Origin of the sequence: Shewanella sp. SG41-4 (genome assembly GCF_014164505.1) — a bacterium.
Taxonomy (GTDB): Bacteria; Pseudomonadota; Gammaproteobacteria; order Enterobacterales; family Shewanellaceae; genus Shewanella.
This window is the reverse complement of record NZ_JACJFI010000080.1, coordinates 1-16,252: the sequence shown is the minus strand read 5'-3', so window position 1 is coordinate 16,252 and position 16,252 is coordinate 1. Positions and strand designations below refer to the sequence as shown.

Below are 16,252 nucleotides of genomic sequence, written 5' to 3'. Positions count from 1 at the left end.
ATTTGCAATCTCAAGCACAAGCAGGGAAGGCTAATGTGATAAAAGAAGCTGATGTCGCGATCGCGATGCAGCAATTGTTGCCTCATTCTGTAAATGAATATGAAGATGTAATATTTTATCAACAATATCCTCAAGATAAACAAGTTGTCATTGAATCCTATGATATGGATTCGTTTAGAGACTCTGGATTGCATTGGTTATATTTCAAAGAAGCATTATCTGACTTAGGGCAACAAGTTAAGTTAGAGGCGGATCCTTTTGCTGCGGAATTATTGTCTGAGGCGATTGCCCATTACGGTGTGTTGTTATTAAGACGAGCGGGTGAATTAGGAAAGTTAAATAATCAGAGTGAGTTATCTTCAGCATTAGTGACAAGTGCTTATGAGTCCATCAAGAAAGAAGTGAATAATTACCATCAGTACCAGCCTGAAATATTGCCTGCTCCGGTGATTATGTCTGCGGGCAATCAGGATAATAAAGTGATCCGTTATTTTGATAACGTGACAGATAAGCAAAAAATAGATTTTGAACATCGCTCGTCTGATTGGCTCAGTCGTCAGTTAAGGAGTTATTTGAATAAAGATGCTAATACCGGGATTTCGACTATTCCTCCAGCCTTTGGTGGCAGTGGCGTGGCGGCAGAAGATATTAATGGCGATGGACTTGTTGATATTTTGCTATTAAGTGGTGCTGGCAATAAATTATTTTATAATAGTGGCAGCTTTTTCGAAGATGTAACTTTGCAATCAGGTTTACAGAATATCAGCCAACGTCCTGGTGTTAATGCGGCAAAAAAACTCCCCGGTGAGCCAAGGCAACCTTTGATAGCCGATTGGGACAATGATGGCGATCAAGACATTATGATCACTTATGTTGATGAGCCTCATCGAATATACCGTAACAATGGCGATGGCCGTTTTACAGATGTGACGGCTATAGCGGCACTAGGTGGCGCTGGCATGGTTGGCGGTCCAGCTACTACTGTTGATGTTAATAATGATGGATTACTAGATATTTATATTGAATATTTTGGCAATTATCTTAAAGGTGATTTACCAACCTTAAAGCGTCGTAATGATAACGGTGGCGAAAATGTGCTGTTCATTAATAAGGGTAACTTTGTTTTTGAGCAAGCTAAAGATGCCCTAGGCGCCAATAATAAAGGCTGGGGACAAGCTGTAACGCATGCCGATTTAAATATGGATGGCTGGCAAGATTTAATAGTGGGTAACGATTTTGGTGTTAATAGTTACTACATCAATAAACAAGGCAAGGCTTTTGTTGATTACGCAGATAAAATTGGAACGAGCAAACCGTCATATACAATGAATATAGGCTTAAGTGATTTGAATCACGATGGTATCGCCGATGTGTATATCTCTAATATTGTGACCATGAACAAAGATCAAAAATATGTATTGCCGAGTGAAGAGACACAAGCTGAGTTTAATCCCGATAAACTTGCCAATATGCGAGTTGTTGAAGGTAATGACCTCTTCATTTCCAGTTTTGATTCAAAAGGTGCATTAAAATATCAACGCAGCGATAAAGTAGGACGTGGATATTCATCAACCGGTTGGGCTTGGGATGCCGAATTTTTTGATGCCGATAATGATGGTGACGATGATCTCTATGTGCTTAATGGCATGAATGATTATTATGTTTATTCAACTAGTAACCCTTATTATGCCGACCCTATTACCGGTGAAAGTGTTAACGCTGAATTTCCTGATGCAGCTAAAGCAAGTAACGTATTCTTTTTGAATGAAGCGGGTGGTTTAGTCAATACTTCTGTTCAAAGTGGTTTGGATTTTATCGGTAATTCTCGTTCTGCCTCTTACTTAGATTTCGATAATGATGGTGACTTAGATGTGTTAGTTAATAATTATCATGACAAGGCTAAGTTATTTGAAAATAAGGCTGAGACACTTAACAATAATTGGTTAAAGTTGCGTGTAAAAGGTTTACCAGCAGAGGGTGTTAACCTTGACGGTATTGGTGCTCAAATTATTGTTGGTTTTGGTGATAAAGGCTACGGTTGGCGCCAAGTGAGTGGCAGCCAAGGTTATATGTCGGTGCACCCTAAAGAACAACTTTTTGGTTTAGGAAAAGATAACAGTGTAAGAGTGATGGTTATTTGGCCTAATGGCAAGCGCCAGCAATTTGGTCCTTTACAAGCAAATCATCGCTATACATTGACCTATGGTGCTACAAAGCCATGATGGTGAGATGTATTCTGTTTATGCTTTGTTGTTTTACGCTTTATTGCAACCAAAGTGTCGGCAGTGAAGCTCCAAGTGAACAGCGTTTACTTAAGCAATTTGAAATAAGAAAGCAGTGGTTTATTGATCAAAATATTCTGAATATGGGTCAAACCCCCGATTATATTAATAGGCTTGTGCTTGAAGACTCGCCTTACTTGTTAAGGCATGCATTGCAGCCGATACATTGGCAGCCTTGGTCAAATAATATTTTGGCTCTAGCCAAAAAGCAAAACCAGCTTGTTTATTTGTCTATTGGTTATGACACCTGTCATTGGTGTCATGTACTTGCAAATGAAAGCTATATTGACACCGATATCGCCACGGTATTAAATAATCACTTTATTAATGTGAAGATTGACCGCGAAATATTACCTGAAGTTGATGCTAAATATCGCTTAGCGCTTGAAAGAATGACAGGAAACCCAGGTTGGCCTATCCAAGTTATCTTAACTCCTGACGGGGATATTCTTTGGATTGACTCTTATCTGTCTCAACCTTCATTGCTCAGTTTATTAAAGGTACTTTCTTCAAAATGGTCAGCTAATCCTGACAAACTCACTCGTAAGGCTAAGTCACTTCAGAATCATTTGTTTTCAAGTCAAAAAATTTCATTAGACGACTTTTTATTGCCTGAAAGTTATGCCCGCTTACTTGAAGATGTTATGGCTGTGCTAACGCAAGAGCAAAGCCATGATTCACCGCGCTTTTTACGAGCTGAATGGCTGCTACACCTTTTAGCTGAATACGACAAAATGGCTAATGTTGAATATGTAGATATTGTAAAATCACAAGGGGATAGTTTTTTAATTAGCCCTACTTATGATTTTATTGATGGCGGCATGCATCGTTACTCTGAAACGGGTGACTGGGAAAAGCCTCATTTCGAAAAAATGCTTTATGATCAAGCACAACTTATACGTGTTTTGGTTAAGCTTTATTTGATAACAGGCATGACGCAGTATATTGATATTGCTAATCAAACGATTGAGTTTGTTGAATCAAAAATGAAATATAATGGCTATTATGTTTCGTCTTTGTCTGCATTATCTAATGATATTGAAGGTGGTTATTACCAGACTACAATTGAAGATCTTTCACGGCTTTCTGATGAACAACAATCACTTTTTAAGCATTCACCTGAGAGTAAATTATTTTCTCTACACTCTATCAATTTACCATCGGCTAAAACCATTAACGCATTGAGTCAACTGCGCAAAGACGGTTCTCCTTTTCCCATGGCTGATCAAAAAGGCATTTTGTCCTGGAATGCTTTATATGCTATTGCGTTAGCAGAGATGTATTCGGCAACGTTAGATGAGCAAATTCAGCGCAAGATGTACCAATATATTGATCAATTAAATCAACTGTTTTATCGCGATGGCCAGCTTTATCGTATTGTTTATGATGGCAGGGCCTCGGTCGATGCAAAGCTCGATGATTATGCGCTCTTTATTCAGGCATTGTTGTCGAAGTACGGTATTAGCGGTAATTCCAATGATTTGGCTTTAGCCATTAAATTGAGCCATCAAATGGGGATGTTGGTAGACAACACAGATTCATTATTACTTGCCGTCGATGATCAACTGCCCTCAATGGTGGCTATGGCAATAAATGCCTACAAACAATTATATTTGGCCACTGGAGAGCCTGAGATGACTGATATGATGGCTGGGTTGATGGCAAAATCAGTTCAGTCGCCATTAACGATATCGCAATTGTCTTTATTGTCTGCTGCAGACAAAACTGCCCGTAATAATCGATCACCTTATTTTATCGGAAGAGGTAAAGGGGTTGTCAATTTTGTAACGGTAGGCAAGGATTTAATATTACAAATTAACCTAGCTGGTGGCTGGCACATTAATTCGAATAAGCCATTGGATAAAAAACTGATCCCTACCGCTATCCATTTTATTAATGATGACCCCGTGAAGGCAGACTTTCCAGAAGCTAAACGAGTCAGTTTATCATTTAGTAAGAATATGCTGAGTGTTTATGATTCGACCATTCAGATCTTATTGGACAACCAGCAATTACAGCACACTAGAATACCCATTAAGCTCAATTTACAAATGTGCTCTGATAAAATATGTTTGTTACCGGAAACTATTTTATTAGTGCCTCCCCAAATGATTACACATTAGTGTCATGATGTTGTTAATGCGGTTATACCTCGATGCCACGATACTTTAATTAATCAGAACAAAGCATTTTTGTTAAGTCATGCTCTATTTTTCATTTAATACGATAGCCTTTAAAACCCTGAAACTATTAATTTATTCTCAATTTATTTGTCTATCCTAGATCGATGTATAGACAACACTTATCTACAGTCCTAAATTGTTGTTGTCTAAATAAAAGCAATCCATACATCGAGTTCTGGCTGTCTAGTTCAGCCCATAATGTTTCTTTTTATTATTCTGTACCTATTTCAATCTCTGCCTCTGGCAGCATTTTTTTGTATTCCTTTGCTAGTGCCTGTTTGGCTTCGTCGTCGCCGTGGACGATTCTGATGTGGCTGGGTTTGTGGTGCATGCGTTTGACGAAGTTGATGAGGTTGTGTTGGTCGGCATGGGCGGAGTAACCGCTGATGGTGTGGATGGCGGCTTTGATATCTATCTTGAGTTCGTTGATGTAAACGTATCCGCCTTGTGGGCCATAGGTTTGTATGTCGCGGCCGGTAGTGCCTCTGGCTTGGTAGCCGACAAACAGTACGTCTGTAGTGGGTTTTGATAAAAAGCGGGCGAGGTAGTTGCTTATCCGCCCGCCGGTGCACATGCCGGATGCGGCGATGATGATGGCGGGTTTATTAACTGAGTCTAAATAATTGATTACGGCGAGGTGGTCTTGGTGGCTGTCTATGGTGATGAGTTGGTTGAAGTCGAGTGGGTGGCGTCCTTGGTTCATGCAAGCATGATGAAATTACGTGAAGTGTATAATAAGACACATCCGTCGGCTCGTGATTAGCGTTGGCTTGATAAAGGCTTCCTTGTCGGAGCCTTTATCGTTTAGCCGCTATTGATGAGCCTTTAAATCCAATGTGACTCATACTATATGACAGCCATAATGCCTTTCTTATCGATAATGTTTAATAGACGCAATGCAGCCCCTTGAGGCTTGGTTTTGCCCTGTTCCCACTTCTGAACACTTTCGCTACTCATATTGAGAACGGTAGCAAGAACGCCTTGGCTAATGTGCTCTCGCTTTCGTAATAGTTGAATTCTGGCAGCGGTCATATCTTCTTTCTTTGCACTCATTGCGAGGGCATCAATTTTACGCATGGTGAGTTGATCAACAGAGCCGTTTTCACTAAAGTGCTTCGCCATTGCTTGCATCTTTTCTAAACGTTTATCCGTCATTTCTTACCTCTCTTAGCTGACCATCTAAGATGTTCTGCTTTATCTGTTCGTCTGTAAAACTCAGGAAGCTATCACCAATTAATTTATAGGTTTCCATTAGCTTATCTGGGATCTCTTTGCCTTTTTTAGGGACGTCTTTTTTTCGCCAGCCATCTATAAAAAAGAATTGGTCACCTTTTTGGATAGCGATCACACTTCGATTTGATTCTCGCTTGCCTTGGCCTGGTGAAGGGATCCGTTTTTTATATGGGCTCCCACTTTGCAGCTCACCATCATGTAGACCATTATCCAGCTCATTGGCTACCTTTACGATGACATCATCATCTAGTTTGGCTTTATACATCAGCTTTTCAAATTAATCGGTGATGTATATTTTTACTGTGATCTCACCTATCTAAAGTGTAGTAAAGGTTACCATACTTTGGGAGGGCAGCAATGCTTCAAATAATTCGTCTAGCTAAAAAACTTGTGGCTACGGTATTTGCTATGATTATGAAATGATTCTGCTCGATTAATTTACATGAACGGGCGGATGTACGATTTCAACATAGGTCGTTTTTTAAGTGTTGGCCCGTTTTTGCAGTTCCCAGAGAATAGCCAGAGTGCTAATCCTTACTCGTATATTTTGAATAACCCGATGAGTGTGGTTGATCCGACGGGGTATTGTCAGGCAGAAGACAACATGTCTGACTGCTCTGGTAGTTGGAAGAGCGGTGAGACAAAAGCTATTACAGATGCAGATTGCAAAAAGGATTGGTACAGTTGGCAAAGACAGTAATGGTAACACTTACGTAACTTCTGGCAGTAAGGGCGATGTAAAAGATGCAATGGTCTTTACTAATAACCCAGGGCGCTTCAAGTCTGATGTTGGTAAGCAAAATAGTAGTGGTATTAAAGATACTAGTACCAATGTAAAGCAAAACCAGAATGGTGGCTCAGGCTCTTCACTATGGGGTGGCTCACCATCTCCCCTAATTGGGGCATTAGCTGCTGAAAAATCTATTATATTCAATTTAATGTACAAGTGTGGTCACTCGAACTATACTTGTTCCATTTAATGTACATGTTGAGGTTTTATGAGAATTGTATCTTTTACAGAAGCTAGAAATAGCTTAAAAGCAGTATTGGACGGTGTGGTTAATGACGCCGATACAACCGTAATTACGCGAAGAGATTCAGAAGACGCTGTTGTGATGTCATTGGATTATTACAATAGCCTAATGGAAACTGTTTACTTACTTCGTTCTCCAGAAAACGCGGAGCACCTGAATCGTTCAATAGGGCAATATCGAGCAGGTCAAACAACAGCTCGAGAGTTGATAGATGAGTAGTCGTCAGCGTTTATTATCTTGGACTGATGAAGCTTGGGGTAATTACCTGCATTGGCAAACCCAAGACAAAAAGACGCTTAAACGTATTAATAAACTTATCAGCGATGTGAAGCGTTCACCATTTGAAGGTATAGGTAAACCTGAGCCATTAAAAGAAAATTTATCTGGTTTTTGGTCACGTCGAATTGATGACACAAATAGGTTAATTTACGCGGCTGATGATCAGGCCATCACAATTATTTCATGCCGTTATCATTACTAACCCAACTTTCAGCGGTGGGAAGTGAACAAATAATTTTAGATTTTATAGCATCCTAGCATCCTAGCATCCTAGCAGCGATCTAGGCTTTTTAGTTGCGCAGCTTCTAGGCTCATCATTCCTTACCTATTTCAATTTCTGCCTCTGGCAGCATCTTTTGGTATTCGTTTGCTAATGCTTGTTTTGCTTCGTCGTCGCCGTGGACGAACCTGATGTGGGTTGGTTTGTGGTGCATGCGTTTGACGAAGTTGATGAGGTTGTGTTGGTCGGCGTGGGCGGAGTAGCCGCTGATGGTGTGGATGGTGGCTTTGATGTCTATCTTTATCTTGTCAATATAGACGTATCCGCCTTGGGGGCCATAGGTTTGTATGTCTCGGCCGGTAGAGCCTCTGGCTTGGTAACCGACAAAAAGGATGTCGGTGGTAGGCTTGGATAAAAAGCAGGCGAGGTAGTTGCTGATCCGCCCGCCAGTACACATGCCTGATGCAGCAATAATGATGGCGGGTTTATTGATTGAGTCTAAATAGTTGATGACGGCGAGATGGTCTTGATGGCTGTCGATGGTGATTAATTGATTAAAGTCGAGCGGATGGCGTCCTTAGGCCAGTTTTCTTTTGGCTTCGTTGTCCCATAATTTTTTGAATTGACTATACTTTTGTCCAATAGTGGCTGACAGGACCTTAATGATTAGATCATCAACAAGGCCATTAAAATCAGAGACAATACAATATGAAATGTATGTGGCTTCAGAACCAAGCTGTGCCTTTATACTTGATAGATGAAGTTTTCAGATGTTAGCTTACTCACTTCATTTATTTAGTCGCGCGGAAGTTAATTTCTACCTCAGGTGTTATTAGCCCAATCCCTCACTTCTCATCAATGAATCAAATGCACTGCCATCTAGACGTGAAGCGTTAGCGACATAGGGAGCGTAGACTTCAAATAATAATCGTGTATCGCTATGACCGAGCATTTGTGAAATGTAGAGTGGGTTTTCGTGAGCAGCGATATGAAGCACAGCAGCGGTATGGCGTGTTTCATAAGGTCGACGGAGTTTTAAGCCTGCGGCTTTTAAGGTGGGGAACCACAATTTACGACTTATAAAATGCGTTGAAGGTGGTAAGCCTGTCGGCGCGATAAATACAAAGTTAGATCGTCCGGTTTTAACGGCTTGAATACGTTTAAACGCATCAAATACGGTGTCACACATCTTAAGCTCACGGCGTGATTTTGGTGTTTTCACATCACACACTTCACCATTAACCCAATTTTGACGAATTCGGATTAATTTGTGGTCAAAATCGATATGCTCCCATTCCAAACCATGCACCTCACAACTGCGCATGCCTGTCCAAAATCGGATAATAAAATAATCCTTCCACTTTAACGGTGCTTTAGCCAAAAACTTGCGCACCTCATCAATGGTCATGGGATGGGATTCCGCCTTTTCTTCTTTGAGCGATTTATATCGTCTTAGTGGATATTCAAACTTACATTCTTCAGCGGCCAAACTCACGATGGCAACCAGAGGCCAGAGTACAAAGTTAATTCGACGATTAGACAACAAGCGTGAACCGTCTTTTTTCTCGCCTTCTTTTAACGCCTGACGAAAGTAATCCACCTGTGACAAGGTGATTTCATTGACTAAGGTATTTCCAAACTCTGGGATAAGGTATTTATCTAATGCCGCCCGTATGGTGGCTTGATAACTGTTTTTCCATGTCGCTTTTTTGCGTTCAAACCATTGGTTGGCAAAGTTATCAAAGAAAGGATATTGGCGGTCGGGGTGGGCTTCGCGTTGCAGTTGCTCAAACTGAGCCACTTTTTTACTGTTAGGAAAATAGTCACGATACTGAAACGTGCCTAAGTCGATTTCGGCACTCATTTTTTTGAGTGTGGCTTTGGCGTTTGCAAGGTTTTTAGGTGTGGCCATCAATTTAGTGCCTTCACGAAAGCGGCAGCCATAAAGATGTATGTCGAACTGAATACGCCCATTGGGGCGAATGCGAATTTGAGCCATAATAGGCCTCCATCAAATAGATCTATCCCTATCCGATGGAATTCGTTAGAATTTAGCCATCGGCTGGGTACGGGTTAAAGGTCGTCGCAGCCGGTACGGGGGAGAGTGGTTGCCGCCACTCTCTCCCAACTGCTATTTTAAGGGGAACTCAACTTGCCAATCGCGCAAGTCCATCACCTCATTGTGTTTCCCAATAGGCTAAATTTTTAGCTTATTAGTTAACCAGTCCCAGTTATATACCTAGCACTGTGTATTTGTCCAGTATTTTGTTGTCAAACGCTCAACTTTTTACATTGACCATTTTCCAAAGCAAAATTGTTGGTATGTTATGCTCGTGTGCCGGTGGCTAGTTTAAACATCATCAAACCCCAATAAATCGCCTTGTTTCTCTTTTTCTCCGCCATTTTCTTTGATTTTCTGCTCCAGTGCTTTTTTAGCGTCGAGTACCTGAATCATTTTTTCAGGTGCAAGCTCTATATCATATACGCTTTGATACGGTTGATTCGCATCTCAGTCACTGTAGAAGCCGAGTTTTCGCTTGCCATTATTGCCAAGTAACATGTGGATTTTGATTTGGGTTGCAGTGGTGATGTCCTTCACTTTTACCTTTGACAGTTCACTTAAGTCAATTCGGTATACTGTTGGTCGAGTTTGCCCTATATGCTCTGCTGATAAAAACCGATTACCACCTGTTTCGTCAGTGAGGCCTGCGAACATAACGCAATGATTATCGATATATAGCAGCGCCTCATTTGCTTGTTTGATTAACGCTATATCACGGTAGTTTTCGATTTCTTTTTTGAATGTATAGATATTGACAACAAGCTTTTGCTCAACAGTAAATGACATTTCTTTCTTGTTAGCATAGTCTCGTAGTGACAGCAATGAGCTTGAAATAACTCTGCTACCATCACTAAATATTGCCCGTTCATCATCAATGTAAATTGAAACAGTTTCAGCGCTAGTGGAATCGCAGAGATTACTGAGCTGTGAAACGCTATCTTTATTTAGCAGCAAGTTGAATTCTGGCTTTAATGACTCTGGTATGGCATAGGGAATGATTTCGTTGTCGCGTTCGATACGAATTTGTGCTCGCTCTTTATTGATTTCAAAGGTATCAAATGGCGTGTGAGTTTCAGCTGCTTTGATGATGTCCTTTGCTTTGGATGTTGATAATGTATGTTGCTTTGATTGCTCTGCGAGCGATAAAAAATCAAGGTGTTCAGCTATCGCTGATTTAGCTTGAAAATAGAGCCGAGACTCGTGTTCTGTTAATGTATCAATAAAGGGATATGTGCTTTTCTTCTTGTAGTTAACTTCGATGTAAAAATCAGTTTTTGATTTAATCAGCTCCTTTTGATTGTTCCAATATTGCTTCAGACTACTTGCCGAAATGCTCCAGTCCCCATTCTTAATCCCCCATTTTTTCTCAGTATCTAGGCTGACTATTTGAAGGTTATCCCCCATACCGCCAATGATTTTGCATGTCATTTCGTCGATAACAAAAGATATACGAGCTTCGGTATCTGACTTGTTTACCATCTCAAGTAGGTGACTGATGGGCTGATGATGTTCCGGCTTAAAAATGATTTTCGACATATAGATTCATCCTAATTTTGCTGTTAAGTGGGTAAAAAAACCATCAAGTATTGGTTTTAGTTTTTTCGATGGTATTTGGGTTTCTAAAGTGACAATTAGCTGGGTATTACCGGTTTGTATTTTCTGCTTGTTGACGCTATCTCCTTTGCGCATAAATTGCGTTTTAACCATATTTAATTTATTACTTTTAAGGCTTTTTCTATTTTGTTGAAGTACAAAATTGGCTTTGTAATGCTTAAAAGAACCCACATGGCAAAGAGTCATAAATGCATCTAATACTTTTTGATTGCATTGGCATTGGAACTGAATATTAAGTGTTTCGACGCTTGATGCTTTTGGTGTATGGATAATGATGTGCGGTTTGCCGAGAGTGTTAAGTGCGGTGTGCTCTTTAGCGGTAAAATTAAAATATTGCCCTTGTGCAAGATGATGCCATTGATCATTGACTGTTTTAAAGTCGAGATCTCCTTTGTTCAGCGATGTGAAGAGTTTCTGGCAAAAGTAATGGAAAATGGGGGCTTGCTTATCGAAGTAATCAACAGGCATTGAGCTTATCCACAGTGATGCAAAATCATCATCAAGAGAAAGCATTTTTTCAATGGGTAAAGTGTTATTTTTAAAAGGAAACTGGCTTCGTTTTAATTTTTGTAACACTTGGCTTTCACTCAATATCGGTTGAAATTGTTTTTTGTCCTTGTCCGATAATGATGAATACTCAGAAGACAGTGTGTTTAAAATGCGTGATATATCATTTGAGCCGACGGGTAAATCGAGTAAGTAGCGAAGCTCTGCTCGAGAGTATTGTCGACAAACAGGTCTCAGTAACGGAACAATTCTCTCCATGCCATGAATGTAGTGGCGTCGAGTTGTAGCATAATGGGCGTGACTTAATTGTTTTGAAATAACGTCAAATAATAACCCTGTATTCAGTTGGGAAAACGGGCGTCCTTCCAACCAAAAATCAAATCGTTGTATACAGCTTTCATGAGTTAACATTGCCACAGTCGCGTCATCTTGAAGAATCTCTTTGAGGTGACATTCTCGTCGCTGATAAACGAGATGTAGTCCTTGTAAGTAAAGTAATTCGGCTCCGCTGTGTCGTAAATGATGAAAGCGTACTTTAGATCCAAATAGCATTTTGAGTGCTTGAGTCGCAGGATAAAGATACTGGCTTGCGCGAACATGAATAGATTCATGTTCAAAGCCCAGTAGTGGCTTACTGTCACAACTGCCCGATTTTATTTTGAGTAATATTCGAATTAGCTTGGCTGCTGAAGCCGGCATAAAAGCACTGACCATTCTGGTTTTACCGTTTTTGGTACGTCCTTCAGGTGTGTGTGTTATGACGATATCGAAAAGCTGCTTATTTTGAGCGTTCACTCTAATGTCACCAAGGCGCAGCCTGAGTACTTCACTTCGTCGCATTGTGCCATAGTACCCAAGGATGACAGCAATGCTTGCAAATAGCCGTTGCATGGCATTACCGTTATGCGATGAAAGCAATAGTGTTACAGCACGATTGACTTGAGAAACGTCCAGACGAAACGAATCGACTAATGCGGGTAGTTCAGGACGTTCAAATAGGCTTAAATCCAAATGGTCTGTTAGTTCTTGATGCGAAGCACTTCGAAGAAAATTGTATAAATGCCAAGGCGTAGTTTGTTCATTTAAGCGTTCGAACTCTTCATGTGCCCATTGGTGCAATTTCTCTGGTTCACTAGCATCATTAAGACTCAATGGGCTCAAATTGTTATAGAAATTCGTGTAGCGTTCGATACTTCTTGTTTGCAGATTTTTTTGTTTAACGCCGCCTTCAATAAATAATTCTTCAGTAAAGTGGAAGAACAGTTTTGGGAGTACATTTTCTAGATCCCACTCAGGAGTAGCGGGTTTAATGCGTTGCACCTTTGACCCTTTTTTATAATATTTTATGAGCGCTTTATGGGGCCAATAGGTGGTGCGAGTTGTTTTAGGGCTATGCGCCTTTAGATTGCACGCTTGCTGAAATGGTATTTGGTATAATGTCTTTTTCTTTTTAGCATCAATTGCGTATAGTTTGGGATTGCTAAGCGTCGCTACATGGCGCATAGGATCACTTAGATCACGTAATAATGCCGGTGGTATAACATAATGATGATGCCAAAAAGATTGAAATGTCCGCAACCACTCAGCGGGATCCATTGGTGAGAAGTGATAAGGTTCGAGGTTTACCCAGTCATTAATAGCATTCAGTAATGATTTTATGGTTAAGTTGTTTACAGAATTGAGCTGGTAAAAATCTTGCAAAACTTTCAAAGGAAAAGAAGGCAGCGCATAACGGGTAAAGCTGGCTATGTTGTCATTTGAGAATGCGGCGATAGGCTTGTAATGGGGTACCTTTAAGGTAAATTGTCCTTCAAAAAATTCGATTGAAGAAGGATCTGATAGTATTTTTTGCCAATATGATAGGTGCAGTGGGGCGACTTCGAAATTCAGCACGAGCAATGTCCAACCCATGTTATGCCATCGCTTATTCATAAACGTTTCACGCTGTTGTTCATAATGGCTAAAACACTGACTTGCACATTGATTTTTTTTTAATATACCTAACAACCACATCATGGATTCATCACGAAAGACGGGTTCTTTTGTTTGAGGCAATTGCCAATCACATATGTCTTTTAAGTAAAGTAATACTTGATTAAGTGCCGTTGATAGCGATCTTTGGCGACCCGTTGGCACACTTCTAATTTTTTGATTAATGTGCTTCAGCTGCTGTTGAGACAATGCTCGTTCGCTAATGTTTAATGAGTTAAGTATATTGCACACCCATTGAATGTGTTCTTGCTTTTCACAAGTTAAGCCCTGATCATCACGGTACTCGAAAACGATGTCAGCCGTTAGCCCTCTTTTAGCCATGATAATTTCCTTCTATCTCTTTTAAGCTTAAAAAATCAGGAATTTTATTTAGGAAGTGATGAAGCTTGCTATTTGTGATGGGATATAGGGTATCGCTACCCAGTTGTTCACCCCAGTTAGCATGTCCCATCAATCTGTCAATATCTTGAGCGTTGAGTGTGGGGGAGCACGATGTTAGTGCGTGTTGGGCAAAGAAATGTCGTAATTGGTAGGGAACAGCTACTTCTCCAGGGTTAGCAGTTGCCCACCACTTAGCCATAAATTGGCGTAATACTTTTGCTGATAATGGTTTTATGGCCATATTTTCATCAACTAAAAACCACATATGAGGCGAATCAAGTGATGTTGATGAGTGACGGCTTAAGTTTTGTTGTAAAAAGTCATAGCGTAATAATGCGTTACGAAAATAATCACATAGCCAAATTGAGCGATAGCGACCTTTATCAAAAACGATGGCATTGCGTCGGTCGAAACAATACTCTTTCAGTAATGTGATTTCGTGTGTTGGACGTGTACTCGTTAACGCTATGAACAATAACGCTAATTCAAAAACTCGAAAATTGTGCAGTTCACGTAAGGTTTCTTGTGTATGCATACTACTATCAAGCTTCTTCGCATGAACGTGGATTTTGTGAAAAAATCGACGTACAGAATCTACTTTTATCTGTCGCAAAGAACCCACAAAGATGGGAGGTGTTTGGATATATGTTCGCAAAGCTGACGACACATCATAATGAAGTGAATGGATCCGTCCTGGAGTACATAAGTAATATTGCGGATTTGTCTGGAAGCGAATTAACTGTGTATTTGTCGTCGATGTCGGTTTGGGCACACTCAATAATGCAATTAATTCTGGTTCATTTATGGCTTGGCTAAGCCGCTCTAAATACTGTGTTTGTGCTCTAAAAATATCGTATCTTATTTGTTCACTGTCACGTCTCTGATAATTGAAGGCACTAACGTGTTGCAGTTTATCGATCCCTAGAATGACCGCCTTTGCCGGTGTTGTAAGGTTTGGATCAACTTGCGCCATTTTATGAAAATGGTTAAATAGCACATCCTTTCGTGCAAGGTATTTTCCTTTCAATATTGTAGGCGTCCGCCATTTTGATTTGATAAAGCATAAGAATCGTTTTTTTTCAGTGGTATTCATTATCCAGCACTTTTCAGCATGCTTTGTTTTGGTTATAGCATGAGAAAACAAATGGTTTAGCCCGTTTGGAATAGGTTGCCATTGCCAGTTAACGCCATGCTTGGTAGGCACCGGCAAAGCATATTCAATCCACGAGGGGGATTTTTCTCTAATACTTCTTAGGCAATGAGATTGACAAGGCTGGCTAACACTTACGTTCCTGATATCTGGAATGTCATCGATTGATTTGCATGACGCAAGTGAGCCTGTTAACCATAGGTACATGAAGTTAAAAAGTGCCCGATCAAACTGAGTGACCGTTTCACTTGGCGATGGTAGATAAGTTTTTTTCAATCTGATAATTGCAGCTGATAGCTTAAGCGCACAATAACGAGCATTAGGGAAAGGAGCACCACTATTATTGTGTCTAATTTTGGATTTTATAGCATCAGAGTTCATTAATCTTTTGCCCTTCGAATAGCTGAGGGGGAAGTGTGACTCAATCGGCTGAGTTGTTTTTTTGTCGGTACTGTTAACCCCATTGATTTTGCTTTATTGAGCCGGCCATGCAGAGTTTCTGGAAGTCGTTTGTACTCTGGATAAAACAAAGCGGGTCGAATAAAGGCTAGGGTGGTTAGTATTGGCTCTGGTTTGTTGTAAATGACGATTGATGCTGTGAGTTTATGATTTTCAGGGTGGCTAAGTAACAGAGTCAACAGAGGCATTGAAGTTAGCAAATAGTACTCATTCGGGGTTGATGATGTTATAACCGGAATTGGGCAGGTATCGAGTAAGCACTGAAGTTGTTCAAAAGAAAGAAATCGAAGATCGGGTATAGCAGACTGCTTTAACTTGTCTTCAGAGCATAATCTAATGAGTTCTGGATGCTGTTTCAATTGAAGCGAGTCCAGCCGGATTTTTTTAGTTTTAGTCATATTTTTAGCCAGAATAATATTAGTCCTAGTTATGCGCATATCAAATGATGCTTACCGAAATTAATTTTCCACTTCTTTAGCACTGTCTATTTGTACAGTAATTATTGGTGGTTGCAATAGATATAATATTAATCATTATTAATAAATCCTTTACTATTCATAATATTACACAACAAAAATGTTGTTTTTTATTGTGTAATAAACGATTTAGGTGATTTTGATTCATATTTTGGCGAAAGATAAATTTATTCGGATGATGAATTTAAATTGATGTGGATGCACTTATAGGATTGTCATTGAGCTTGTCGTGGAGAGTAAATTGATAGCATCTCCCGAACCAATTATTGGCTTCTCTGAATGAAATGGCATTACACCTTGTTGATTTTAAAAAAGTCTAATACAACGAAGATTACCTAATCACATTGTGGAAAAAGCGGTTCCATCATAGTATTTTTTAA

13 protein-coding genes and 2 pseudogenes are annotated in these 16,252 nt (G+C 40.0%); 6 read left to right on the top strand and 9 right to left on the bottom strand.

What is annotated here, in order from left to right; genetic code table 11:
• Both H5202_RS09650 and H5202_RS09645 read left to right on the top strand, forming a co-directional pair.
• On the top strand, window positions 1–2,222 hold a 2,222-nt coding region (locus H5202_RS09650; protein WP_182771889.1), incomplete at its 5' end, for a CRTAC1 family protein.
• Window positions 2,219–4,405: a DUF255 domain-containing protein gene (locus H5202_RS09645; protein ID WP_182771888.1), complete on the top strand. Its 2,187-nt coding sequence runs from the start codon at window positions 2,219–2,221 to the stop codon at window positions 4,403–4,405. The genes H5202_RS09650 and H5202_RS09645, both read left to right, overlap by 4 nt.
• 271 nt (window positions 4,406–4,676) lie before the next feature.
• Here the strand turns inward: H5202_RS09645 and H5202_RS09640 are convergent.
• The 3 genes and pseudogenes from H5202_RS09640 to H5202_RS09630 form a co-directional block, all read right to left on the bottom strand.
• A pseudogene (locus H5202_RS09640) lies at window positions 4,677–5,162 on the bottom strand (MBL fold metallo-hydrolase RNA specificity domain-containing protein); the annotation flags it as partial.
• A 149-nt stretch (window positions 5,163–5,311) separates the two neighbouring features.
• Window positions 5,312–5,620 (bottom strand): helix-turn-helix domain-containing protein, encoded by a 309-nt coding sequence (locus tag H5202_RS09635; RefSeq protein ID WP_182771887.1) that lies wholly within the window; start codon window positions 5,618–5,620, stop codon window positions 5,312–5,314.
• Window positions 5,610–5,963, bottom strand: coding sequence for a type II toxin-antitoxin system RelE/ParE family toxin (locus tag H5202_RS09630; RefSeq protein WP_182771886.1), 354 nt, complete (start codon window positions 5,961–5,963; stop codon window positions 5,610–5,612). The genes H5202_RS09635 and H5202_RS09630 overlap by 11 nt, the downstream gene beginning before the upstream one ends.
• A 189-nt stretch (window positions 5,964–6,152) precedes the next feature.
• Here H5202_RS09630 and H5202_RS09625 point away from each other — a divergent pair, with 189 nt between their 5' ends.
• The 4 genes from H5202_RS09625 to H5202_RS09610 are packed head-to-tail and all read left to right on the top strand — an operon-like array spanning window position 6,153 to window position 7,213.
• Window positions 6,153–6,398 (top strand): RHS repeat-associated core domain-containing protein, encoded by a 246-nt coding sequence (locus H5202_RS09625; protein WP_443019393.1) that lies wholly within the window; start codon window positions 6,153–6,155, stop codon window positions 6,396–6,398.
• Window positions 6,355–6,678: a hypothetical protein gene (locus H5202_RS09620; protein WP_182771884.1), complete on the top strand. Its 324-nt coding sequence runs from the start codon at window positions 6,355–6,357 to the stop codon at window positions 6,676–6,678. Before H5202_RS09625 ends, H5202_RS09620 begins: the two co-directional genes overlap by 44 nt.
• Before the next feature lie 18 nt (window positions 6,679–6,696).
• Window positions 6,697–6,951: a type II toxin-antitoxin system Phd/YefM family antitoxin gene (locus H5202_RS09615; protein WP_182771883.1), complete on the top strand. Its 255-nt coding sequence runs from the start codon at window positions 6,697–6,699 to the stop codon at window positions 6,949–6,951.
• Complete coding sequence (locus H5202_RS09610; RefSeq protein ID WP_182771882.1) at window positions 6,944–7,213, top strand: Txe/YoeB family addiction module toxin; 270 nt, start codon at window positions 6,944–6,946, stop codon at window positions 7,211–7,213. Before H5202_RS09615 ends, H5202_RS09610 begins: the two co-directional genes overlap by 8 nt.
• A gap of 112 nt (window positions 7,214–7,325) precedes the next feature.
• On the opposite strand, the pseudogene H5202_RS09605 reads toward H5202_RS09610, so the two are convergent.
• From H5202_RS09605 to H5202_RS09580, 6 genes and pseudogenes are all read right to left on the bottom strand, one after another.
• Window positions 7,326–7,886: pseudogene (locus tag H5202_RS09605) on the bottom strand (MBL fold metallo-hydrolase RNA specificity domain-containing protein); the annotation flags it as partial.
• A 177-nt stretch (window positions 7,887–8,063) separates the two neighbouring features.
• On the bottom strand, window positions 8,064–9,230 hold the full coding sequence (locus tag H5202_RS09600) for an Arm DNA-binding domain-containing protein (RefSeq protein ID WP_182771881.1): 1,167 nt from the start codon (window positions 9,228–9,230) through the stop codon (window positions 8,064–8,066).
• 510 nt (window positions 9,231–9,740) lie between these two features.
• The gene (locus H5202_RS09595; RefSeq protein ID WP_182771880.1) at window positions 9,741–10,829 is read right to left on the bottom strand and encodes a hypothetical protein; all 1,089 of its coding nucleotides are present in this window, start codon (window positions 10,827–10,829) and stop codon (window positions 9,741–9,743) included.
• A gap of 6 nt (window positions 10,830–10,835) precedes the next feature.
• Entirely contained in the window at window positions 10,836–13,727 is a 2,892-nt protein-coding gene (locus H5202_RS09590) for a site-specific integrase (protein ID WP_182771879.1), read from the bottom strand.
• Window positions 13,720–15,318 carry a site-specific integrase gene (locus H5202_RS09585; RefSeq protein ID WP_182771878.1) on the bottom strand — a complete coding sequence of 533 codons (1,599 nt, stop codon included), beginning with the start codon at window positions 15,316–15,318 and terminating at the stop codon, window positions 13,720–13,722. The genes H5202_RS09590 and H5202_RS09585 overlap by 8 nt, the downstream gene beginning before the upstream one ends.
• Window positions 15,318–15,794, bottom strand: coding sequence for a hypothetical protein (locus H5202_RS09580; protein ID WP_182771877.1), 477 nt, complete (start codon window positions 15,792–15,794; stop codon window positions 15,318–15,320). Before H5202_RS09580 ends, H5202_RS09585 begins: the two co-directional genes overlap by 1 nt.
• Window positions 15,795–16,252: the final 458 nt, after the last annotated feature.